Genomic DNA, 19,871 nt, shown 5'->3' with positions numbered 1-19,871 from the left:
TCCTAGAGGTGAAGGGGAAACGGCTTAGGCTGCGAGGCCGGCGAGCATGCCGGTCACGGGTGACCATTCGGTGACGCGGATGCCGGCGATAACTCCGGCAGCGGCGAAGGGATCCTGTTTGAGGACCGAGTTCAGGGATGCTTCGTTGTCTGCTTTGAAGATCAGCAGCGCGCCGGCGCCGTCTCCATAGGGTCCGCTGGCAAGGATCACGCCGTCCTCGGCCAGGCCGCCGGTCCATTCGCGGTGGGCGGGCCGTGCCTCGTTGCGGGCTTCGGTGGAATCGGCGGCGTAAACGTACTCAACGGCAAAAACTGTCATAGCGCTACCCTATCGCTCCGCCGGCCTAGGCCAGGAAAATCACCTTCACGGCTGCCGCTATCCCCGCGGCCCACAGCATGGACGCCAGCGTGCCGATGATGAACCGCTCTGCCGCCACCGGGGTTTCCTTGAGTTCAGCGAACCTGCCCAGTCCCTTGATGGCGACAATGTACGCGATGGCAACCGGCTGGCCGGCGAGGATGGCCAGGCAGACACCAAGCCGCTCCAGGACCCCGATGATGGCACCGCCGCGGAGGATCCTCTGGGTGGGTGCCGCGGGAACGTCCGACGCCGGCTGGCCAGGCGACGCCGTCAGCTCGCCGTTGACAGCCTGGCCGGTTTCGTCCGGGGCCGGGCCCGGGACATCCACCGTGACGTCGGCAGAGGGATCGACTGCAGTGTCACGTCCCTTGGCTGCCGCGTCCGCCTTGTCGTCGATCGTCCGGGCCAGCCGGAAAACGAGGGCGGTGACGGGCCAGCCGCCAAAACCTGCCGCCACCAGTGCGGCAGCGATCCACAGTGCGGTCACCTGTCTCCTTCGGTCTGGGCCAGGGCGTATTCCAGGAGCATTGCTGCTGCCGGCCTGGCAGCCCATTCTTCCTGCCAGCCGGAACGAAGGACGGCCCGGCTCACCGACTGCTCCGTAATTCCCAGTTCCCGGGCCACGGGCTTCTGGCTGCCATGCCTGCCTGCTCCGCCCGCTGCACGCAGCCGGTCAACCACCCGCCACTGCGCCTCCGTCCGCTGTTGCACCAGGCGTCCTATCAGGCGCAGGACGGCCTGGGCATTCGCTGCGGCGTTCGCCGCATCCGTTGCAGCGTTCAGTGCGGCACTCGTTCCAGCAGTGGCTCCCTTGTTTGCACCGGCGGTCCCGTCCCGGGAATTCCGGGCTGCACCTTTGACACTGCCCATGGTGCCCGCCACCACCGACAACGGAACATGGCCGGCCGCACCCTTGGCGATTTCCACTGCGGCACGGGCCGCGACGAAGCCGCTTCCGGTTCCTTCCCGCGGGCTCCGGCCTGACTCGAGGCGGACGTCGCCGAGGCCAATACCGACGTACCAGTGCCCGCTTCGGAGGGCATGCAAGGCAATATCCACTACGTCCCGGGCGTCACCCACCACCCCCTGGAGTTCGTCGCCGACAGAGCGTTCGAAATGGGCGCCGGTGAGGCTGCGCAGTTCCGCAATCAGGTCAGGGACGCGGTCGACGTCGGAGGTGCTGCCCCGCTGGTCGATGGTCAATACGAACATGCATCAACCGTATGCGGGTGATACCCAATAATCAATCAATAAAAGGTGATTGTTTAATATCACCTGCATTTAGCTGATTATGTATAGTCAGTCGCCTGAAGCTACGGGATCTCATTGACGGCCTGCCCGTCAGCCGAAAAGGTTCACGGGCTTGACGATGTCGGCGTAGATCAGCAGCGCGCTCATGCCCATCAGCAGGGCGGCCACCACGTACGTGACAGGGAGGAGCTTGGCGATGTCGAAGGCACCGGGGTCCGGCTTTCCAAAGAGTTTCGCCACTTGGCGCCGTGCACCTTCGTACAGGGCGCCGGCCACATGTCCGCCGTCCAGCGGCAGCAGCGGAACCAGGTTGAAAACGGCCAGTGCGAAGTTCAACCCGGCCAACAGCCCAACCAGGGTCGCTACCCGGGACTGGAGCGGGATCTCCTCCATGGCAGCCACTTCGCCGGCAACCCGCCCCACGCCCACCACGCTGATGGGTCCGTTGGGATCGCGCGGTTCCTCGCTGAAGGCCGCCTTGGCCACTCCCACCACGCGGGCCGGGAGGTTGAAGATCACCCCGGCCACCTGCTTGATGTTCTCCCCCGCCATGGGCAGAACGGACGACGCCGGCTGGGGCACCAGCTCGGTCTGCGACCCGATGCCGAGGAAGCCCACGTCCTGGTAGCGGAGAGTGCCGGACTCATCGGTTTCCTGCCGGCCGTCAACGCCGATAATGGGACGCGCGGACAGAACGGGCGTGACGGTGGTGGACACGGAATTGCCGCCCCGCTCGACCGTGATGGGCACTTCGCGGCCCGCCGAGGCGCGGATCCATTCGGTCAGCTGGTCCCAGCTGGTGACGTCCCTGCCGTCGAACGAGGTGACTTTATCGTTAGGCTGCAGGCCGGCCGCGGCTGCTGGGGTGAGCTGGCAATCGGCCGAATCGGGGTCCACGGTTTCGCCGGCTGCCACTTGGCATTTGGAGACATCGGAGATGGTGGTGGTGGCCGTTGCCGTGCCGAAGCCCATGAGCAGGATGGCCATCAGCAGGACGCCGAGGATCATGTTCATGGCCGGCCCGCCCAGCATCACGATGATCTTCTTCCAGACGGGCAGGCGGTAGAAGACCCGTTTTTCGTCGCCGGGGCCCACCTCTTCATGTGCCATGGACCGGGCTTCGGTGGCCAAAGTCTGGAACATTCCGGTGCTGGAGGGGCGGACGGACCCGTCCTCCTTGTTGGGCGGGTACATGCCGATCATGGAGACGTAGCCGCCAAGCGGAATGGCCTTCACGCCGTATTCGGTTTCGCCCTTGCGCCGGGACCACAGGGTGGGGCCGAAACCGATCATGTATTTGGTGACCCGCACCTTGAAGAGCTTGGCGGGTACCAGGTGCCCTACTTCGTGCAGCGCAATTGAGGCGGCGATGCCGATGGCTACGAAGACGACGCCGAGGATGAAGAGTAGAACGGGGGTCATGGAGGTGCTGCTGCTTCCCTAGAGACTGCTGACTGCTAAACGTTCGTGTGCGCGGGCCCGTGCCCAGCTCTCAGCATCCAGCACGGATTCCACCGTCAGCCGGGAGGAACCTGTGTGTTCGCTGAGGACGGCATCCACGGTGTCCACGATGTCCGTGAAGCGGATCCGCCCCGTGTGGAAGGCGGTGACGGCTTCTTCGTTGGCCGCGTTGAAGACCGCGGGAAAGGTGCTCCCCTGCTTAGCGGCGTCCTTGGCAAGGTCGACGGCGGGGAAGGCTCCAGCGTCAAGCGGTTCGAAAGTCCACGTGGCCGCCTGGGTCCAGTCGCAGGGTTTCGCCGCACTGGGGACCCTGTCCGGCCACCCCATCCCCAGCGCGATGGGCAGGCGCATGTCCGGCGGGGAAGCTTGGGCGATGGTGGAGCCGTCCACGAACTGCACCATGGAGTGCACCACGGACTGCGGATGGACCACGACGTCGATCCGGTCCAGCGGGATGTCGAAGAGGAGGTGGGCTTCGATCACCTCGAGCCCCTTGTTGACCAGGGTGGCGGAGTTGGTGGTAACCATCAGGCCCATGTCCCAGGTGGGATGGGCGAGGGCTTCCTGTGGGGTGACCCCGTGCAGTTGTTCCCGGCTCCGGCCGCGGAACGGCCCGCCGGAGGCGGTTAGGACCAGCTTGTCCACTTCCGCTGCGCTGCCCGAGCGCAGGCATTGGGCGATGGCGGAGTGTTCGGAGTCCACCGGCACGATCTGGCCGTCCCGGGCCGCAGCTTTCACCAGCGACCCGCCGACGATCAGCGATTCCTTATTCGCCAGCGCCAGGGTGGCCCCCGATTTCAGGGCGGCGAGGGTGGGTGCCAGGCCGATGGACCCGGTGATGCCGTTGAGCACCACGTCTGCATCGATCTCCGCGATGCGGGTTGAGGCATCCGGTCCGGCGATGATCTCCGGGCGGTAGCCGGTGCGGCCCGCTGCAGTTGCGGCCTCATCGATCAGCACTGCCAGTTCGCGGGCGTCTCCGGCGGCGATGCCCACTGCGGCCGCACCGGTGTGGACAGCCTGCCGGGCCAGGAGCGGAAGCTTGCCGCCGCCGGCGCTCAGGGCCACGACCTCGAACAGGTGCGGGGCGCCGTCGACGACGTCAATCGCCTGGGTGCCGATGGAACCGGTGGATCCGAGGATGACGATTCTGCGTGGCTGCATGGGTTAAGTATCCCGCACCGGCACGGCCCACGGCGACGCGGCGCCGGGGCCTTGACCCCGCCACGCCCGGGCGTAACGTGGGTTTCGTGGACTGGCTTTCCTGGTTCGATGCGGCTGACTACGAGTTCGCGCGTCAGGTACTGCAGCGGGGGGTGGCCGCGTTGTTCTTCGTGGCGTTCCTGTCCTCCCTCAACCAGTTCCCGGCGCTGCTGGGTGAGCGCGGGTTGCTGCCGGTCCCCGACCACCTGGCCGGTTTCAGCCGCCTGCGCCGGCCCACCCTTTTCCGTTGGCGCTACTCGGACGGCTTGCTGCGGGGTGTCTGCGCAGCAGGGCTGGTGGTCTCGGCCCTGCTCGTAGCCGGTGTTCCGCAGTTGGGGCCGCCGTGGGTTCCGCTGATCGCCTTCCTGGCACTGTGGCTGCTGTACATGTCCATCGTGAACGTGGGCCAGACGTTCTACGGCTTCGGCTGGGAGATGCTGCTGCTGGAGGCCGGCTTCACCGTGGCCTTCCTCGGCTCGGACCAGACCAATCCCCCGCGCACCATCCTGATCCTTATTGCGTGGCTGGTGTTCCGGCTCGAGTTCGGTGCGGGAATGATCAAGATCCGCGGCGGCCGAGAGTGGCGGGACCTCACTGCCCTCTACTACCACCACGAAACCCAGCCCATGCCGGGGCCACTGAGCCGGCAGGCGCACCTGCTGCCCAAACCGCTCCACCGGGTGGAAGTGGTGGGCAACCACTTTGCCCAGCTGGTGGTGCCGTTCCTGCTGTTCGCGCCCCAGCCCGCTGCCAGCGTGGCAGCAGGCATCATCATCGCCACCCAGCTCTGGCTGGTGGCGTCCGGGAACTTCGCCTGGCTGAACTGGATCGCGATTGTGCTGGCATTCGCTTCGGTCAGCGATCCGGTGGCCCATGCTGTCCTGCCGATAATCCCGCTGGACTGGCATGCCGGGACGCAGGAAACGCCACTGTGGTGGCTGGCCATCACGCTGGCCGCCGCCGCCCTGTTGCTGGCCCTGAGCTACCAGCCGCTGCGCAACCTGTTTTCGAAGCGGCAGCTGATGAACGCCAGCTTCAACCGGTGGCAGCTGGTCAACGCCTACGGCGCCTTCGGAACGGTGACGAAGCAGCGCATTGAAATCGTGGTGTCCGGCACGCTGGACGACGAGCCGGACACCACCGCGGATTGGCGGGAGTACGGGTTCAAGGGCAAGCCCGGGGACCTGCGCCGGATACCCCGCCAGTGGGCGCCCTACCACCTGCGGCTGGACTGGCTGATGTGGTTCCTGCCGCTGCGGACAGTGCACGAAGAATGGTTCTATGCCTTCCTCGGCAAGCTGCTGGAAGCGGATCGGGCCACCCTGCGGCTGCTCCGGCATGACCCGTTCGACGGCGGGACGCCGCGCTGGGTGCGCGTCCGCCGGTACCACTACCGGTTCGCCACCCGGGCGGAGTTCCGGGCGTCCGGGAACCGTTGGGTGCGAACATTCCTCTCCGAGCCCATCCCGCCCCTGTCACTGCGGCGCCCGCAGGGACGCCAGGGTTAGCAGATCGGCCGGCCAGGCCGGCTACGGGGTGCCGCGGACGGTCAGGCTTTCTGGCCGGCCCGCCGAAGGATGGATTCGGCGTGCTTGAGGATGGGCCCGTCAATCATTTTTCCTTGATGCCGGAAAACGCCCGAGCCGGCTTCCGCGGCAGCGTCCAGCAGCTCTGCGGCAGCGGCGACGTCGGCATCGGATGGCGCGTAGGCTTCCCGCACCACGGCTGCCTGTGTGGGATGGATGCAGGCTTTGGAGCTGAATCCGGACGCGACGGCGTCGGCTGCTTCAGCGGCCAACCCGTCCGTATCGGGGATGTTAACGTACACAGCGTCAACCGCCTGCTTCCCGAAGGCCCGGGCTGCCACGAGAACCGTTGACCGCGCGTGGAGGGCGACGGCCCGGTAGCCGCCGTCGTCCGTCCTGCTGGAGGTGCCGCCCAGGGTGGCGAGCAGGTCCTCGGCACCCCACATAAGCGCCACGACGTTGGGGGCGGCGGCGATGGCGGGAGCGTTCAGGACACCCAGCGCCGTTTCGCAGAGGGCCACCACCTGGTACCCCTCCAGGGCTTTGAGCTGGTCGGCGCTTTCGGCTTTGGCCAGCATCACCGTCCTGTACGGCGTATGCGCCAGGCAGTGCAGGTCCTTTTCGAACTCCTCGGTGCCCGAAGGGTTGATCCTGACGATGGTGCGGCTGGGATCGAGCTCGGGCTCCTCGCCCGTGGAACCCACCTGGGCCAGGATGGCGCCGCGGGCGCGCTGCTTGTCCGCCGGCGCCACGGCGTCCTCGAGGTCAAGGATGACTGCGTCAGCGCGGGCGGCGGCTTTCCCGTACCGCTCGGGCCGGTCGGCGGGGCAGAAGAGGAGGGCGGGGCCCATCACAAAGGTCATACAGCCATTCTCCGATGATTTTGTCGTGCCGGGCCTATTTTCCGTGCTGCGCCTCGTGGTGCGCGGCACGGATCCACATCAGGCAGCTGCGGGTGGCCAGGGCCACTACGGTGCCGTCCTGGTTCCGGCCCGTATGTTCCATGGTGACTATTCCCTGCCCCGGCCGGGAGCCCGAGGGCCGTTTGCCGCTGATCACAGTCTCCGTATACAGCGTGTCTCCGTGGTACAGCGGATGCGGGAAGGACACATCGGTCAGGCCCAGCTGCGCGATGATGGTTCCCTGGGTCAGCTGGGTGACGGACTGGCCCACCAGGGTGGACAGCGTAAACATGGAGTTGACCAGGCGCTGGCCGAACGGCTGGGTGGCGCTCCAGGCTGCGTCGAGGTGGAGGGCCTGCGTGTTCATGGTGAGGGTGGTGAACAGGACGTTGTCCGCCTCAGTCACCGTCCTGCCGGGACGGTGGGCGTAGACCACGCCCTCTTCAAGTTCGTCGTAGTACAGCCCGCGCTGCTCAATAACCCGGGGTTTCTCCGCCGTCATACCGTCAGTTCCCGGTCTTCCTCGAAGAGTTCTGCGCCGGTGGCGGCGATGACATCCTCCACCGAGACATTCGGCGCCAGCTCCTGCAGGACCAGGCGGGAACCGGAGCTGTCGCGGACCACGTCGATGACGGCCAGGTCAGTGATGATCCGGTCCACGCAGCCCTTGCCGGTCAGCGGCAGCGAACACTGCTGGACGATCTTGGGGTTGCCGTTCCGGTCCACGTGTTCCATCATCACGATCACCCGTTTGGCCCCGAACACCAGGTCCATCGCACCGCCCATGCCCTTGACCATCTTTCCCGGGATCATCCAGTTGGCGAGGTCCCCGTTGGCCGCAACCTCCATGGCACCCAGGACGGCGACGTCAACGTGGCCGCCGCGGATCATGCCGAAGGATGCCGCCGAATCGAAGAACGCAGCCCCCTTGTTGACCGTGACAGTTTCCTTGCCGGCGTTGATCAGGTCCGGATCGATGGCGTCTTCCGCCGGGTACGGCCCGACGCCCAGGATGCCGTTCTCCGAGTGGAGCACCACTTCCACGCCGTCCGGAATGTAGTTGGGGATCAGCGTGGGCATGCCGATGCCGAGGTTCACGTATTGGCCGTTGTGGAGCTCCTTGGCCACCCGGGCGGCCAGCTCATTTCGGGTCCATCCCTTGCTGTCCGCCGATGCCGTGGCACCGGCGGCTCCCGCGTGCGGTTGGGAAGCCGAACGGCGATACTCGTGGCGGACGGCTTCGGGCCGCGGCGCGTCGGGGCTGTTCGGGTCCGTGCCGGTACTCTCTGCCCTGTTTTCCTGCATGGTCATGCTCCTGCCTCCCGGCTGATGGCAACAGTCCGCTTTTCGATGCGTTTTTCCGCGTCAGGAGCCAGCACCACGCGCTGCACGAAGATGCCTGGGGTGTGGATGTGTTCGGGGTCCAGTTCACCGGGTTCGACGAGTTCCTCCACCTCGGCGATGGTGATCCTGCCGGCCATGGCGCACAGCGGGTTGAAGTTCATGGCGGTGGCATGGAACACAAGGTTGCCGTGCCGGTCGCCCTTCCAGGCGTGGACCAGGCCGAAGTCGGGGGTAAGGGCTTCCTCCAGGACGTAATCCACCCCGCCGAAGGGGCGGACCTCCTTGGGGGCCGACGCAACCGCAATGCCGCCGTCGGCGTCGTACTTCTGCGGCAGGCCGCCGTCGGACACCTGCGTGCCCACGCCCGCCTTGGTGTAAAAAGCGGGAATGCCCGCACCGCCGGCGCGGAGCTTCTCGGCCAGGGTGCCCTGCGGTGTCAGGACAACTTCCAGCTCCCCGGCGAGGTACTGCCGGGCGAATTCCTTGTTCTCGCCCACGTAGGAGCTGACGGTTCGGCGGATCCTGCCGTCCCGGAGGAGGATGCCCAGGCCCCAGTCGTCCACGCCGCAGTTGTTGCTGACCGTCTCCAGCCCGGATGTGCCGGCCCGGTGCAGGGCGTCGATGAGGGTGACCGGAATGCCGCAGAGGCCGAACCCGCCAACGGCCAGGGAGGCGCCGTCGGGAATGTCCGCCACGGCCTCGTCGGCGCTGGCAACAACCTTGTCAATCATCATCGATCCTTTCAGGCCGGCTACAGTCCTGCGTGCGTCGAACGGCGCCGCTACAGCCCCAATTCGCGGGCGATCAGCATCAGCTGGACCTCCGTGGTGCCCTCCCCCACTTCAAGGATCTTGGAGTCGCGGTAGTGGCGTGCCACGGTGAACTCGTTGATGAAGCCATAGCCGCCGAATACCTGGGTGGCATCCCGCGCATTGTCCATGGCCGCCTCGCCTGCGACCATCTTAGCGATGGCCGCCTGGGTCTTGAACGGCTTCCCGGCGAGCATCCGGGCGGCGGCGTCATAGTAGGCGAGGCGTGCCGTGTGGGCCCTCGCCTCCATGCGGGCGATCTTGAACGAGATTGCCTGGTACTTGCCGATTTCGTGGCCGAACGCCTTGCGTTCCCTGGCGTACCGGACGGAAAGGTCAACGCAGCCCTGGGCTGCTCCGGTGGCCAGGGCGGCGATCGCGATGCGGCCCTCATCAAGGATGGACAGGAAGTTGGCGTAGCCCCGGCCTTCCTCCCCCAGCAGGTTTGCTTCCGGTACCCGGACGTCCTTCAGGGTCAGCGGGTGGGTGTCCGAGGCGTTCCACCCCACCTTGTTGTACGGCTTTTCGGCTTTGAAGCCGGGCGTGTCGGTGGGCACCAGGATGGTGGAGATCTCCTTCCGGACAGTGCCGTCCCCACGGTCATGCTGTCCGGTGACCGCGGTGACGGTGACCAGCCTGGTGATGTCCGTCCCGGAGTTGGTGATGAATTCCTTGTTGCCGTTGATCACCCACTCGGTCTTGTCTCCGACGGCCTCGCGGCGGGCAGTGGTCTTGGTGCCGCCGGCGTCCGACCCCGCTTCGGGTTCGGTCAGGCCGAAGCCCGCGAGGGCCTGTCCCGAGGCCAGCTGGGGCAGCCATTGCTGTTTCTGCTCCTCGGTACCGAACCGGTAAACGGGCATGGCGCCGAGGGAAACGCCTGCTTCAAGGGTGATGGCTACGGACTGGTCCACCCGGCCCAGCTGTTCCAGGGCTAAAGCAAGGGCGAAGTAGTCTCCGCCCATTCCGCCGTACTCTTCCGGGAACGGCAGGCCGAAGAGGCCCATGTCGGCCATCTGCTTGACCACTTCGTAGGGGAAACTGTGTTCCTCGTCGTGCTTGGCCGACACCGGGGCCACCACATTGTCCGCGAAGTCCCGGACGGTGTCGCTGAGGTCCTGGTATTCCTCGCTGAGTTCAAAACCGGACATGTTACTGGGCTCCTTCGCCGTTGGTGGTCTCACCGGTCGTGTTGTTGTCCCGGGCATTTTCGGGCCGTGGTGCGGGGTGGATGGTGGCGAGGACCTGGTCCGTCTTGACCAGGTCACCGGGTTTGGCGGCCAGGTGCACGGTCCCGGCCAGCGGTGCCACCAGCTGGTGCTCCATCTTCATGGCTTCGACAGAGGCCAGGACCTGGCCCGCCTCGACGGCGTCGCCGTCCTTGACCGGGACGGACACCACAGTGCCCGGCATCGGCGAGCGCACGGCGGGATCTGCGTCCCCTTCGTCCCGCTGGATGGCTGCCCGGACCCGTTCCAGCCGCGCCTCCCGGGTCAGGACGTCCAGCCGGCAGGACCAGCCCTGATTGCCCAGGAAGATGCGTGAGGGGTTGTCAGGCGCGGTGGCCAGTGCGTAGTCATGGACCTCCCCGTGGAGGTCCAGTACTGCCCGGCCCGGCTCCGTGAGGCTTAGGGAGGCCGTGCGCTCCGGTCCGCCGTCGACCGCCACTACTACCGGCCCCGACGCCACGGCGCCGGTCACCGCGACGGTGGCCACCCCGCCGTCGGGCGTTCCCAGGCTCACCCGGAGCGGTGCCGGTGCACCCAGTCGCCAGCCGCTCCGCGCCTGCCACGGGCTTCCGTTGGAATCGCCGTCGTGGGTGGCTGACGCGGCCGATGCTGCCACGGAGGAGAGCGCCGCGGCCACGAGTTCGGCCTCCTCCACAAGGCGGAACACCAGCTCCGGCAGCTTGCGGGCGATCAGCCCCGTGTCGAGGCGGCCGGCCCGGACGTCGGGATCATTGACCAGGAGCCGCAGGTATTCGACGTTGGTTTCAACACCCAGGGCCGTGTACCCGGCAAGCGCCCGGTCCAGCGTGTCCAGGGCGGCCGCCCGGTCCGCCCCCCAGCCGATGACCTTGGACAGCATGGGATCGTAGCTGGAGGACAGCACGAGCCCTTCCACCAGGGAAGAGTCCACCCGGATCCGGCCGCCGGCATCCGCTGGTAACTCGTCGAGCAGGTACACGGTGCCGGTGGACGGCAGGAAGTTCTTCTCCGGCACCTCGGCGTAGACGCGCGCCTCCACCGCATGGCCGGAGAGTTCGACGTCGGCCTGCCGGACGGTGACTTCTTCCCCGGCGGCGATGCGCACCTGCCACTCCACCAGGTCAGTGCCGGTGACCATTTCGGTGACGGGGTGTTCCACCTGCAGGCGGGTATTCATCTCCATGAAGAAAAATTCGTCCGGGGCGTCGTCGGAGACGAGGAATTCCACCGTCCCGGCTCCGCTGTAACTGACACTCCGCGCGGCGTTGCAGGCTGCCTCACCGATGCGGGCCCGGACCTCGGCGCCGTGGGGCAGGCTTTCCAGCAGCGGCGATGGCGCTTCTTCGATGACTTTCTGGTGGCGCCGCTGCAGGGAACATTCGCGCTCGCCCAGGTGGATGACGTTGCCGTGGTTGTCCGCCAGCACCTGGACTTCGATGTGGCGCGGGGTGGTGACCAGCCGTTCCAGGAACAGGGTGTCATCGCCGAAGGCACTGGCCGCAACGCGCCGGGCAGTATCCAGGATTCCAGGCAGGTCTTCGGCTTTCTCCACCACGTGCATGCCCTTGCCGCCGCCGCCGGCGGAGGGCTTGATCAGGAGGGGGAAGCCGACGGCGGGGGCTGCTTCAATCAGTTCGGCGTCGGTCATGCCGGGCCTGGCAACGCCGGGCACGACGGGGACGCCGTAGCCGGCCACATGGTTCTTGGAGCGGATCTTGTCGCCCATGAGGTTGAGCGCTTCCACCCCGGGGCCCATGAACGCGATCCCCGCAGCGTCCAGGGCGCGGGCGAAGTCGGCATTCTCGCTGAGGAATCCGTAGCCCGGGTGCACGGCTTCGGCGCCGGACTCCCGGCAGGCGGCAATGATGTTGCCGATGTTGAGGTAGCTTTCGGTGGCGGCGGCGGGGCCGATCCGCACGGCCGTGTCAGCCTCGCGTACGTGCCGGGCGCCGGCGTCGGCATCGCTGTAGACGGCCACGGAGCGGATTCCCAGGGCACGCAGGGTCCGGATCACCCGGCAGGCGATCTCACCCCGGTTAGCCACCAGGACGGTGCCGAAGAGCGGACGGCCGGACTCCTGGTTGCCGGCGGTGGAAGCGGTGGCTGTGGAGGTCAACGAAGGCGTGGTCATGTTCCGGCTCACATCCTGAAAAGGCCGAAGGAGGTCTCCGGCAGGGGCGTGCGGGAGACGACGTCCAGGGCAAGGCCCAGGACGGTCCGGGTGTCGGCGGGATCGATGACGGCGTCATCCCAGAGGCGGGCAGTGGAGTAGTAGGGGCTCCCCTGGTCCTCGTACTGCCGGCGGATGGGGGCTTTGAACTCTTCTTCGTCCTGCGCCGGCCAGTCTTCCCCTGCGGCCTCGTACTGGTCGCGCTTGACGGTGGCCAGCACGCTGGCGGCCTGGTTCCCGCCCATCACCGAAATTCTTGCCGCCGGCCACATCCAGAGGAACCGCGGGGAATAGGCGCGGCCGCACATGGAGTAGTTGCCTGCTCCGAACGATCCGCCGATCACCACCGTCAGCTTGGGTACGCGGGCGGTGGCTACCGCCGTGACCATCTTGGCGCCGTTCTTGGCGATGCCGCCCTGCTCGGCGTCCCGGCCCACCATGAAGCCGGAAATGTTCTGCAGGAAGAGGAGTGGAATCCCCCGCTGGTCGCACAGCTCGATGAAGTGCGCGCCCTTGAGTGAGGACTCGCTGAAGAGGACGCCGTTGTTGGCCACGATGCCCACCGGGTGCCCGTGGATCCTGGCGAAGCCGGTGACCAGGGTGGTGCCATAATCCTTCTTGAATTCGTGGAACCTGCTGGCGTCCACCAGCCGGGCAATCACTTCACGGACGTCGTACGGGGCGTTGACGTCCACGGGCACGGCACCGTAGAGCTCCCCGGCATCAGCCACGGGTTCGACGGCGGGTTCCACCTGCCAGGCGGGCGCCGCGGCGGGCGGCAGGGTGGCCACGATGTCGCGAAGGATCTGCAGCGCGTGTTCGTCATTGTCGGCCAGGTGGTCCGTCACGCCGGAGATCCTGGAGTGCACGTCACCGCCGCCCAGGTCCTCGGCGGTGACAATCTCTCCGATCGCGGCCTTCACCAGGGGCGGCCCACCCAGGAAGATGGTGCCCTGGTTCCGGACAATCACGGTTTCGTCGCTCATGGCCGGGACGTAGGCACCGCCCGCGGTGCAGGAGCCCATCACGGCGGCGAGCTGCGGGATCTTTGCCGCGGACAGGCGTGCCTGGTTGTAGAAGATCCGCCCGAAGTGGTCCTTGTCCGGAAAGACCTCGTCCTGCTTGGGCAGGAACGCTCCGCCCGAGTCCACCAGGTAGATGCACGGAAGGTGGTTTTCCAGGGCGATTTCCTGGGCGCGCAGGTGTTTCTTGACCGTCATGGGATAGTAGGTGCCGCCCTTGACGGTGGCGTCGTTGGAGATCACCAGCACCTGGCGGCCGTGCACCAATCCGATGCCGGCGATCACGCCCGCGCCCGGCGCGTCATCGTTGTACATCCCGTTGGCGGCCAGCGGTGCTATCTCAAGGAACGGGCTGCCGTCATCCAGCAGCTGGTCGATGCGCTCCCGCGGCAGGAGCTTGCCCCTGGCAACGTGGCGTTCACGCGACTTCTGCGGGCCTCCCAGGGCAGCGTCCGCCAACCGCTTCCGGAGGTCCTCCACCAGTTGCAGCTGCGCATCCCTGTTGGCGGCGAAAGCTCCGCTGGCGGGGTCCAGCCTGCTGGCAAGGGTCTCCATCGACGCTTCCTGTTCTCTCGGCGGATCCTGTAGCCGGATCCGGTAGCAAAATACAGTTCGCACGGCCGCTAAACAACAGACTCGGTTAGTGCCCAGTAACTGAAATTCAGGTTAGTCTCTATTAACTGTGATGTCCAACACAGGCGGTTGCCTTGTTAGACTCTGCGGGGTTTGAGGAGGAAATGTGCCCACAACCGATGAAGCCAACAGCGCCGGGGCGGATGCCCCCGCCGCCCGGCCCGCCGGGGCAACCCAGCGCAGCAAAGCCAAGGAAGACCGCCGCCAGGCCCTGCTCGCCGCGGCCGCTTCCCTGTTCGCCGTCAACGGGTTCAAGAGTGTTTCCCTCGAAGACCTCGGCGCGGCGGCGGGAGTCAGCGGACCGGCCGTCTACAGGCACTTCCCCGGCAAGCAGGCCGTCCTGGCGGACCTGCTGGCCACCGTCAGCCGGGAGCTGCTGGACGGCGGGCGGAAGGTGGTGGCAGAGAACTCCGATCCCCGCCTGGCACTGCGCCGGCTCGTGGAGTTCCAGGTGGACTTCGCCCTCGGCAAACCCGAGGTGATCCGCGTGCAGGACCGCGACCTCAGCAACCTCTCGGAACAGGACCAGTCAGCCGTGCGGGCGCTGCAGCGCAGCTACGTGGAGGTGTGGGTGGATGTCCTGTCCAGGCTCCACCCCGGCACGGACGCCGCCGAGCTCCGGACCCGGGCGCACGCCACCTTCGGGCTGATCAACTCCACCCCGCACTCGGTCCGGAGCCACGGCCGCCGGATGGCGGCCGCGGCCAGGCCGCTGCTCGAGGAGATGGCGCTCGCCGCCCTGACGGTGGAGAGCCCGCAAGCGCGCTGACGCTTGGAGTTTTTGGGCAGATACGACGACCTAAGCGCCCTCGAAACCGTCGTTCCTGCCCAAAAACTCGTGGAGGGAGGTACGGCTAGACCATCGTCAGGACCATTCCCGGTTCGGCCAGGATCGCTCCGACGTCGGCCAGGAACCGGGAGCCCTGCTCACCGTCCACCAGGCGGTGGTCGAAGGACAGGCTCAGGGTCATCACCTGGCGCAGGGCCACCTCACCGCGATACTCCCACGGCATGGACCGCACGGCCCCCAACGCCAGGATGGCGGCTTCGCCGGGGTTGAGGATGGGAGTGCCGGCATCGATGCCGAAAACGCCGATGTTGGTGATGGACATGGTCCCGCCGGACAGGTCTGCCGGCGCCGTTTTCCCGGACCGCGCGGTGTCCGCCAGCAACGCCAGCGCCTCCGCCAGCTGCTCCAGGGTCAGCGAGTGCGCATCCTTGATGTTCGGCACCGTCAGCCCCCGCGGGGTGGCCGCCGCGATGCCCAGGTTCACGTAGTTGAACGAAACGATCTCCTGGTTCGCCTCGTCCCAGCGGGAGTTCAGCGACGGATTGCGCCGCAGGGCGATCAGCACAGCCTTGGCAGCGAGCGTCAGCGGAGTCAGCTTGAGGTTGGCGAATGCCCGGGCGCCCCGCAGTTTCGCCAGCAGCTCCATGGTGGGGGTGACATCCACGGTGAGGAACTCGGTGACGTGTGGAGCGGTGAAGGCACTGGAGACCATCGCGGCCGCCGTGTGCTTGCGGACACCCTTGATGGGCGTCCGGGTTTCCCGCTCCCCCTCGCCCCCGGCACGTGCCTGGCCGGCGGCCGCCGCAGCCTGGCCGGCACTGCCCTGCCGCAGGAACTCCTGCACGTCCTCCCGGGTGATCAGGCCAGCAGGGCCGGTACCGGTAACCAGCGCCAGGTCAACACCATGGTCCCTGGCCAGCTTGCGGACCGGAGGCGTGGAGCGGGGCCGGTCGCCTGAGGGCACGCCGGCCCTGGCTTCGATGACCGTGGTGTCGGCAGCCTCAACCACCGGGGACTCGGTATCGGCAGGTTCAACCACCGGGGCAAAGATCCGAGGACGGCGCGCGGGGCGGCCGGAGCTTTCGACGACGGCACCGTACCCCACGAGGTTGGGTTCCCGTTTCGGCGCCGCCGGTTCCTCCCCCGCCGCCGGCCGGGCGGCTGGCACGAGGCCCAGTGAAGGTGCGGCGTGCCCCGCCGGTGCCGGCCCGGCGTCGTCCGCTACCTCGAAGGAGACGATGGGCTTGCCCACCTCAACAACCGTGCCGGGCTGCTCATGCAGTTCCCTGATGACGCCGGCGAAAGGGGACGGCAACTCCACCACCGCCTTGGCTGTCTCCACCTCGGCAATGACCTGGTTCAGGCTGACGGTGTCCCCCACGGCCACTTTCCAGCTGAGGATTTCTGACTCGGTGAGCCCTTCCCCGAGGTCGGGAAGCCGGAATTCCTTGATCATGGTGGTGCTCATCCTTCCAGCCCGCTGAGTGAGTTCGGCCGCCCCAATGCACGGTCCACGCCATCAAGGATCCGGTCCAGGCCCGGGAGGTGGTGCATCTCGAGTTTCGAATATGGGTAGGGGATGTCGAAGCCGGTAACCCTGACGGGCGCGGCTTCCAGGTGGTAGAAGCACCTCTCGGTGATGCTGGCTGCCACCTCGGCCCCCAGCCCGCCGGACTGCCCGGCCTCATGGGTGATGACCAGGCGGCCGGTCTTCCGGACCGAAGCCACCACGGTGTCGTAGTCCACCGGTGCCAGCGAGCGCAGGTCGATGACCTGGATGGAGATGCCTTCGTCGGCGGCGGCCGAGGCGGCGTCCAGGGCGGTCTTCACCAACGGGCCATAGGCCACCAGGGTGACGTCGGTTCCGTCGGTCAGGACCCTGGCCTGCCCCATGGGATCCGCGGAGTCCAGCCCAGCGGCTTCATCCACCTCGCCCTTGTCGTGGTACCGCCGCTTCGGCTCGAAGTAGAGGACGGGGTCGTCACTGGCGATGGCCTGCTGGATGACCGTGTATGCGTCCTGAGGGTTCGCAACGGTGACCACCCGCAGTCCGGACGTGTGCGTGAAGTAGGCTTCCGGCGACTCGGAGTGGTGCTCCGGCGAACCGATGCCGCCGCCGAACGGGACCCGGATGGTGATGGGCATCTTTACTGCTCCGCGGGTGCGGTAATGCAGTTTGGCCACCTGGCTGACGATCTGGTCGAACGCGGGATAGATGAAGCCGTCGAACTGGATCTCCACCACAGGGCGGTACCCGCGGTAGGCAAGGCCGACGGCGGCACCCACGATGGCGGATTCGGCCAGCGGCGTGTCCACCACGCGGTGTTTGCCAAAGTCCTTCTGCAGCCCGTCGGTCACCCGGAACACCCCGCCAAGGGTGCCGATGTCCTCACCGAGGAGGACCACCTTAGGGTCATGGTCGAGCGATTTGCGCAGCCCGGCATTGATGGCGCGGGCAAAGGTCATGGAAGTCATCAGCGTGCACCTTCTCCTGGAACGGCACCTGCGGGGTCCCCGAAGGAGGCCAGGTATCGGGCGTAATGGTCCTGCTGGCGGTCCAGCCACGAGTTCGGTGCGCTGTAGACGTGCTTGAAAACGTCCATGGGCTGCGGGTCCGGCATGGTGGTGCAGCCTTTCCGCATCTCACGGGCCACTGCGTCGGCTTTGTTCCTGACGTGGTCCTGCAGTTCACCGGTCAGCAGCCCCTTGCGTTCCAGCAGTGCCGCCACCCGGCTGATCGGGTCTTTCGCGGCCCAGTCCTCGAGCTCGTTGGCGTCGCGGTAGCGGGTGGGGTCATCAGCGGTGGTGTGCGGCCCCATCCGGTAGGAGACGGCTTCGATGAACGTTGGCCCGCCGCCGCGCCGTGCCCGGTCGAGGGCAACGCGCGTGGCGGCCATGACGGCCAGGACGTCGTTGCCGTCCACCCGCAGGCTGGGAATCCCGAAGCCCGCAGCCCGGTCCGCGAGCTGGATGTGCGACTGGAGCCGGACCGGTTCCGAGATGGCCCAGTGGTTGTTGGTACAAAAGAACACCACGGGAGACTGGAAGCTGGCGGCGAAGACCAAAGCTTCATTCACGTCACCCTCGCTCGTTGCGCCGTCGCCGAAGTAGGTGACGGCCACAGAATCTGCGCCGTCATTCTGGATGCCCATGGCGTAGCCGGTGGCGTGCAGGGTCTGGGCGCCAATGATGATCTGGGGCGTTGCCATGTTGATGGCGTACGGATCCCAGCCTCCGGACGCGTTGCCGCGCCACACCCGCAGGAGGTCTGTGAGGTCCACGCCGCGGCAGTACGCCACACCGTTTTCACGGTAGCTGGAGAAAACGAAGTCGTCGCTGCGCAGTGACCTGCCGGAACCTATTTGTGCCGCTTCCTGCCCAAGCAGCGGTGGCCACAGGGCGAGTTCGCCCTGGCGCTGGAGGGCCGTCGCCTCGACGTCGATGCGCCGGATGACGGTCATGTCCTCGAACAGCGAGCAAAGGTGTTCGTCCGTGATGTCCTGCACCCAGAGATCGAACTCGGGGTGGCTCACCCTCTCCCCCGACGGTGTGATCAGCTGGACCAGCTTTTGTACCGGGACGCCGGATGATCCCGGCTCCTGGAATTCCCCGGCACCCTCGTGGGCTTGTGCGCCGCCCTGGCCCGTTTCGTCTGTAGACACGATAGCCCCGCAACTTCTGTCGTCGGTGACCTGCGGAGCTGGGACTTGTGGTCCCGCAAACCGCGGCCTTCCGGGCCCCTTCGCCCGGATACTGTGACCCTACTCACAATGCTCAGGGGGTACAACCACCAGGGCATTTATTGAGCAGAATGCCCTGTGGCAGCCCTCCGCACCGTGCTACCGTTGCGCATTATGCAAGCTCTGGATGGCACTGACACCCGCCTGCTTTCGGCACTGGCCCAGGACCCCCGGAGGACCGTGGTGGCCCTCGCCCAGAAATTGGGACTGTCCAGGAACACTGTCCAGGCACGGATGGCCCAGCTCGAGAAGAAGCACGTCTTCCTGTCCTTCGAACGCAGGATCAACCCTGCAGCGCTGGGTTACCCGCTGATGGCCTTCATCTCCGTGCACGTACAGCAGCAGAAGCTCACCCGGCTGGCACAGGATTTGGCGGCCATCCCGGAGATCCTTGAGGGCTACGGGCTGACCGGATCCGCAGACCTGCTGCTGCGGGTGGTGGCCCAGGATGCCGAGGACCTTTTCCGCATCAACGGCAAGATCCTCGCGTGTGACGGCGTGGAACGCGCGGACACGGCGCTGGCGATGGGCGAGCTCATCCCCTTCCGCGTACAGCCGCTGCTCGAGCGGGGTCCGCAGGGAAGCTGACGCCCTTAGTGGCAGGGGCGGCCGGAGGTACATGGCCTGGGGCAAAGCCCGAAGGCGGCGGCACGGGTTATAGGCTTGTGGCAGTTATCCGTGCGGAGCCTGGACAGGCACGCACCAGGCGGTGCCAGGCACCACATCCGGAAAGGCTCCACATTGAGCAATCCCCAGGAACCGTACCAGCCCGGGCACCCCGGCTCCGGGCAGCTGCCGCAGCCAACTCAGCAGCCTCCCGCCGGATACCCCGGCCCCACCCCGAATCCCCCGTACGGCCAGCCGCAGCAGGGCAGCCCCTATCCGGGCGTCCAGAACCCCGGGAACCCGGAGAACCCGTACGCCCAGCAATCGGAGCAGTACCGGGGCGCAGGTCCGTTTGGACTCCCCGGCGGAGAACCGCCGGCAAGGAAGCGGCCCCGGCTGTGGATCATCCTGACGGCCATCGGCGGCGTGCTGCTGCTTGTGGTGGTGGGCATCGTCATCCTGGTTAATGTGGCCGGCAGCGCCACCAACCACGCCAAAGACCTGGCTGACGGTTTCACCAAGCTCGTCATTGCCGGCGACAGCTCCAAAGCCTATGACGACTACCTGGACCCGGCACTCCAGGAGCAGCTGTCCAAGGAGACCTTCATCTCCGGCGTCGAAAGCCTGAAAATGGACGGCACCTGCACGCCCGCGTACAACAGCATGAAGGTTGCCACCGAGAACGGCGTCAAGTCGGCGGACGTGGGCGGAGTCATCACCTGCGAGGGCAAGAAGGTTGACTTGGCCTACCGCTTCGAGGGCACTGACGAGATGAAGATGACGAACATCAAGCTGCGCCCCGCCGCCTAGCAGCACAACCGGAAGGCCCCCGCCACGTGGACAGTCCAC

The 19,871-nt window shown here is 66.7% G+C and carries 19 protein-coding genes; 4 read left to right on the top strand and 15 right to left on the bottom strand.

What is annotated here, in order from left to right; genetic code table 11:
• Window positions 1–24: 24 nt before the first annotated feature.
• The 5 genes from UC32_RS09635 to dxr form a co-directional block, all read right to left on the bottom strand.
• Window positions 25–318, bottom strand: coding sequence for a YciI family protein (locus tag UC32_RS09635; protein WP_015936628.1), 294 nt, complete (start codon window positions 316–318; stop codon window positions 25–27).
• A 25-nt stretch (window positions 319–343) separates the two neighbouring features.
• Complete coding sequence (locus tag UC32_RS09630) at window positions 344–847, bottom strand: hypothetical protein (protein WP_045730997.1); 504 nt, start codon at window positions 845–847, stop codon at window positions 344–346.
• Complete coding sequence (locus UC32_RS09625; RefSeq protein WP_045730996.1) at window positions 844–1,572, bottom strand: hypothetical protein; 729 nt, start codon at window positions 1,570–1,572, stop codon at window positions 844–846. The genes UC32_RS09630 and UC32_RS09625 overlap by 4 nt, the downstream gene beginning before the upstream one ends.
• Window positions 1,573–1,701: 129 nt before the next feature.
• A complete protein-coding gene (locus UC32_RS09620; protein ID WP_045730995.1) occupies window positions 1,702–3,033 on the bottom strand; it encodes a M50 family metallopeptidase in 1,332 nt (443 codons plus the stop codon).
• A gap of 18 nt (window positions 3,034–3,051) precedes the next feature.
• Window positions 3,052–4,236 carry a 1-deoxy-D-xylulose-5-phosphate reductoisomerase gene (gene dxr / locus UC32_RS09615; RefSeq protein WP_045730994.1) on the bottom strand — a complete coding sequence of 395 codons (1,185 nt, stop codon included), beginning with the start codon at window positions 4,234–4,236 and terminating at the stop codon, window positions 3,052–3,054.
• A gap of 86 nt (window positions 4,237–4,322) precedes the next feature.
• On the opposite strand from dxr, the gene UC32_RS09610 reads away from it, so the two are divergent.
• Window positions 4,323–5,783, top strand: coding sequence for a lipase maturation factor family protein (locus UC32_RS09610; RefSeq protein WP_045731025.1), 1,461 nt, complete (start codon window positions 4,323–4,325; stop codon window positions 5,781–5,783).
• 41 nt (window positions 5,784–5,824) lie between these two features.
• On the opposite strand, the gene UC32_RS09605 is transcribed toward UC32_RS09610, so the two are convergent.
• The 7 genes from UC32_RS09605 to UC32_RS09575 are packed head-to-tail and all read right to left on the bottom strand — an operon-like array spanning window position 5,825 to window position 13,808.
• On the bottom strand, window positions 5,825–6,664 hold the full coding sequence (locus UC32_RS09605; RefSeq protein ID WP_045730993.1) for an HpcH/HpaI aldolase/citrate lyase family protein: 840 nt from the start codon (window positions 6,662–6,664) through the stop codon (window positions 5,825–5,827).
• A 34-nt stretch (window positions 6,665–6,698) separates the two neighbouring features.
• The gene (locus tag UC32_RS09600) at window positions 6,699–7,205 is read right to left on the bottom strand and encodes a MaoC family dehydratase (RefSeq protein WP_045730992.1); all 507 of its coding nucleotides are present in this window, start codon (window positions 7,203–7,205) and stop codon (window positions 6,699–6,701) included.
• Window positions 7,202–8,014 (bottom strand): CoA transferase subunit B, encoded by an 813-nt coding sequence (locus tag UC32_RS09595; RefSeq protein ID WP_412178021.1) that lies wholly within the window; start codon window positions 8,012–8,014, stop codon window positions 7,202–7,204. Before UC32_RS09595 ends, UC32_RS09600 begins: the two co-directional genes overlap by 4 nt.
• Window positions 8,011–8,778, bottom strand: coding sequence for a CoA transferase subunit A (locus tag UC32_RS09590; protein WP_045731024.1), 768 nt, complete (start codon window positions 8,776–8,778; stop codon window positions 8,011–8,013). Before UC32_RS09590 ends, UC32_RS09595 begins: the two co-directional genes overlap by 4 nt.
• A 50-nt stretch (window positions 8,779–8,828) precedes the next feature.
• On the bottom strand, window positions 8,829–10,004 hold the full coding sequence (locus UC32_RS09585; protein WP_045730990.1) for an acyl-CoA dehydrogenase family protein: 1,176 nt from the start codon (window positions 10,002–10,004) through the stop codon (window positions 8,829–8,831).
• 1 nt (window position 10,005) lies between these two features.
• A complete protein-coding gene (locus tag UC32_RS09580; protein ID WP_045730989.1) occupies window positions 10,006–12,192 on the bottom strand; it encodes an acetyl/propionyl/methylcrotonyl-CoA carboxylase subunit alpha in 2,187 nt (728 codons plus the stop codon).
• A gap of 8 nt (window positions 12,193–12,200) precedes the next feature.
• The gene (locus UC32_RS09575) at window positions 12,201–13,808 is read right to left on the bottom strand and encodes a carboxyl transferase domain-containing protein (RefSeq protein WP_045730988.1); all 1,608 of its coding nucleotides are present in this window, start codon (window positions 13,806–13,808) and stop codon (window positions 12,201–12,203) included.
• 184 nt (window positions 13,809–13,992) lie between these two features.
• On the opposite strand from UC32_RS09575, the gene UC32_RS09570 reads away from it, so the two are divergent.
• A complete protein-coding gene (locus UC32_RS09570) occupies window positions 13,993–14,655 on the top strand; it encodes an SACE_7040 family transcriptional regulator (RefSeq protein WP_045730987.1) in 663 nt (220 codons plus the stop codon).
• An 85-nt stretch (window positions 14,656–14,740) separates the two neighbouring features.
• Here the strand turns inward: UC32_RS09570 and UC32_RS09565 are convergent, their stop codons facing one another.
• The 3 genes from UC32_RS09565 to pdhA are packed head-to-tail and all read right to left on the bottom strand — an operon-like array spanning window position 14,741 to window position 18,338.
• Window positions 14,741–16,144 (bottom strand): dihydrolipoamide acetyltransferase family protein, encoded by a 1,404-nt coding sequence (locus tag UC32_RS09565; RefSeq protein WP_045730986.1) that lies wholly within the window; start codon window positions 16,142–16,144, stop codon window positions 14,741–14,743.
• Window positions 16,141–17,151, bottom strand: a complete 1,011-nt coding sequence (locus tag UC32_RS09560) for an alpha-ketoacid dehydrogenase subunit beta (protein ID WP_045730985.1) — start codon at window positions 17,149–17,151, stop codon at window positions 16,141–16,143. The genes UC32_RS09565 and UC32_RS09560 overlap by 4 nt, the downstream gene beginning before the upstream one ends.
• On the bottom strand, window positions 17,151–18,338 hold the full coding sequence (pdhA, locus tag UC32_RS09555; protein WP_045730984.1) for a pyruvate dehydrogenase (acetyl-transferring) E1 component subunit alpha: 1,188 nt from the start codon (window positions 18,336–18,338) through the stop codon (window positions 17,151–17,153). Before pdhA ends, UC32_RS09560 begins: the two co-directional genes overlap by 1 nt.
• Before the next feature lie 192 nt (window positions 18,339–18,530).
• On the opposite strand from pdhA, the gene UC32_RS09550 reads away from it, so the two are divergent.
• Window positions 18,531–19,004 carry an Lrp/AsnC family transcriptional regulator gene (locus UC32_RS09550; protein WP_045730983.1) on the top strand — a complete coding sequence of 158 codons (474 nt, stop codon included), beginning with the start codon at window positions 18,531–18,533 and terminating at the stop codon, window positions 19,002–19,004.
• A gap of 153 nt (window positions 19,005–19,157) precedes the next feature.
• On the top strand, window positions 19,158–19,832 hold the full coding sequence (locus tag UC32_RS09545; RefSeq protein WP_045730982.1) for a hypothetical protein: 675 nt from the start codon (window positions 19,158–19,160) through the stop codon (window positions 19,830–19,832).
• The last annotated feature ends 39 nt before the right edge of the window (window positions 19,833–19,871 follow it).

The organism is Pseudarthrobacter chlorophenolicus (assembly GCF_000962805.1).
GTDB classification, from domain to species: Bacteria; Actinomycetota; Actinomycetes; order Actinomycetales; family Micrococcaceae; genus Arthrobacter; species Arthrobacter chlorophenolicus_A.
Note: the sequence above shows the minus strand (reverse complement) of the source record. Positions and strands in the feature narration are given on the sequence as shown.

Bases quoted from the DNA above. Each gene is read 5' to 3' on its own strand.
- UC32_RS09635 (WP_015936628.1), bottom strand. From the start codon at position 318: ATGACAGTTTTTGCCGTTGAGTACGTTTACGCCGCCGATTCCACCGAA.
- UC32_RS09625 (WP_045730996.1), bottom strand. From the start codon at position 1,572: ATGTTCGTATTGACCATCGACCAGCGGGGCAGCACCTCCGACGTCGAC.
- UC32_RS09620 (WP_045730995.1), bottom strand. From the start codon at position 3,033: ATGACCCCCGTTCTACTCTTCATCCTCGGCGTCGTCTTCGTAGCCATC.
- dxr (WP_045730994.1), bottom strand. From the start codon at position 4,236: ATGCAGCCACGCAGAATCGTCATCCTCGGATCCACCGGTTCCATCGGC.
- UC32_RS09605 (WP_045730993.1), bottom strand. From the start codon at position 6,664: ATGACCTTTGTGATGGGCCCCGCCCTCCTCTTCTGCCCCGCCGACCGG.
- UC32_RS09600 (WP_045730992.1), bottom strand. From the start codon at position 7,205: ATGACGGCGGAGAAACCCCGGGTTATTGAGCAGCGCGGGCTGTACTAC.
- UC32_RS09595 (WP_412178021.1), bottom strand. From the start codon at position 8,014: ATGACCATGCAGGAAAACAGGGCAGAGAGTACCGGCACGGACCCGAAC.
- UC32_RS09590 (WP_045731024.1), bottom strand. From the start codon at position 8,778: ATGATTGACAAGGTTGTTGCCAGCGCCGACGAGGCCGTGGCGGACATT.
- UC32_RS09585 (WP_045730990.1), bottom strand. From the start codon at position 10,004: ATGTCCGGTTTTGAACTCAGCGAGGAATACCAGGACCTCAGCGACACC.
- UC32_RS09580 (WP_045730989.1), bottom strand. From the start codon at position 12,192: ATGACCACGCCTTCGTTGACCTCCACAGCCACCGCTTCCACCGCCGGC.
- UC32_RS09575 (WP_045730988.1), bottom strand. From the start codon at position 13,808: ATGGAGACCCTTGCCAGCAGGCTGGACCCCGCCAGCGGAGCTTTCGCC.
- UC32_RS09565 (WP_045730986.1), bottom strand. From the start codon at position 16,144: ATGAGCACCACCATGATCAAGGAATTCCGGCTTCCCGACCTCGGGGAA.
- UC32_RS09560 (WP_045730985.1), bottom strand. From the start codon at position 17,151: ATGACTTCCATGACCTTTGCCCGCGCCATCAATGCCGGGCTGCGCAAA.
- UC32_RS09550 (WP_045730983.1), top strand. From the start codon at position 18,531: ATGCAAGCTCTGGATGGCACTGACACCCGCCTGCTTTCGGCACTGGCC.